The sequence below is a fragment of the Pseudomarimonas arenosa genome (genome assembly GCF_014841215.1).
Lineage (GTDB): Bacteria > Pseudomonadota > Gammaproteobacteria > Xanthomonadales > Xanthomonadaceae > Pseudomarimonas > Pseudomarimonas arenosa.
On the sequence record NZ_JACYTR010000143.1, the window covers coordinates 1 to 1,044 of the forward strand.

A 1,044-nucleotide genomic window follows, 5' to 3' on the forward strand; every position below is an offset into this window, starting at 1 on the left:
ACACGCTTGAGGAGGCCTGTCGCCGCGCCTTGTTCCATAAAACCGTTGGCTATCGCGCCGTGCGCGATCTCATTCAATATGCCGTTTCACCACCGGCAACACCGCCTCCACCGATGACGCACGAGCACGTACGGGGTGCCGACTACTACGGAGCCCAACCATGTTGACTCAGCCGCTCTACGACACCCTGCAAGACCTCGGCCTGCGCGGCATGGCGCGGGCCTTCCAGCGCCAGCTCAATCAACCCAGCGCCGAACTGCCATTCGACGAACGCTTGGGCTTGTTGCTCGACGCTGAACGCACCGAGCGCGCCAACTACCGCTACGCCCAGCGCGTGCGCTGGGCCAAGCTACCGCAGGCCAACGCCAGCCTCGAGGACATCGACCAACGTACCCCCCGCGGCCTCGACAAGCGGCTGATCGCCCAACTAGGGCAATTGGAATGGATTGCGAAGTGCCTTAACGTGCTGATCGTCGGCCCCACTGGGGTCGGCAAATCCTACATCGCCAGCGCGCTCGCCCATCACGCCTGCAAACATGAGATCAGCGTGCGCTGCATTCGCCTGCCGCGACTCATGGAAGAACTGGCCCGTGCCGAAGCGCTGCGCCGCAAGAGCCAACTGCTGCGTCAATACGCCAAAGCGCAACTGCTGGTGATCGACGATTTCGGCCTCGCCCCGCTCACCGATGCCCAGCAACGCGATCTGCTCGAATTGGTCGATGATCGCTACGACAAGGCCGCCACGCTGATCACCAGCCAGCTGCCAATCGATAAGTGGCACGCCTACCTCGGCGATCCCACCATCGCCGATGCCATCCTCGACCGCCTGGTCCACAACGCCTACCGCATCGTCCTCAAGGGCGAATCCATGCGCGCCAAGCGGGCCGCGATCGACCCCGAACACTCCTCAGCCAAGGAGCCAACGACCCCAACCCACACTTGACCCGATTCGATTCCTAAGCGATGTTTCCACCGCCCGCCGCCCCCGACCGGCATGCCGTGGAATCCATGACCGGCATCGCGTGGAATCGGTGACCGGCATGC

Annotated in this window: 1 protein-coding gene; it reads left to right on the forward strand. The window is 63.5% G+C overall.

The genetic code is table 11. From position 1 onward, the window contains the following. Positions 1–160 precede the first annotated feature (160 nt). Positions 161–943 (forward strand): IS21-like element helper ATPase IstB, encoded by a 783-nt coding sequence (gene istB, locus IFO71_RS21600; protein WP_192031761.1) that lies wholly within the window; start codon positions 161–163, stop codon positions 941–943. The last annotated feature ends 101 nt before the right edge of the window (positions 944–1,044 follow it).

Excerpts from the sequence above, each read along its gene's own strand:
- istB (WP_192031761.1), top strand. The coding sequence starts at position 161 with ATGTTGACTCAGCCGCTCTACGACACCCTGCAAGACCTCGGCCTGCGC.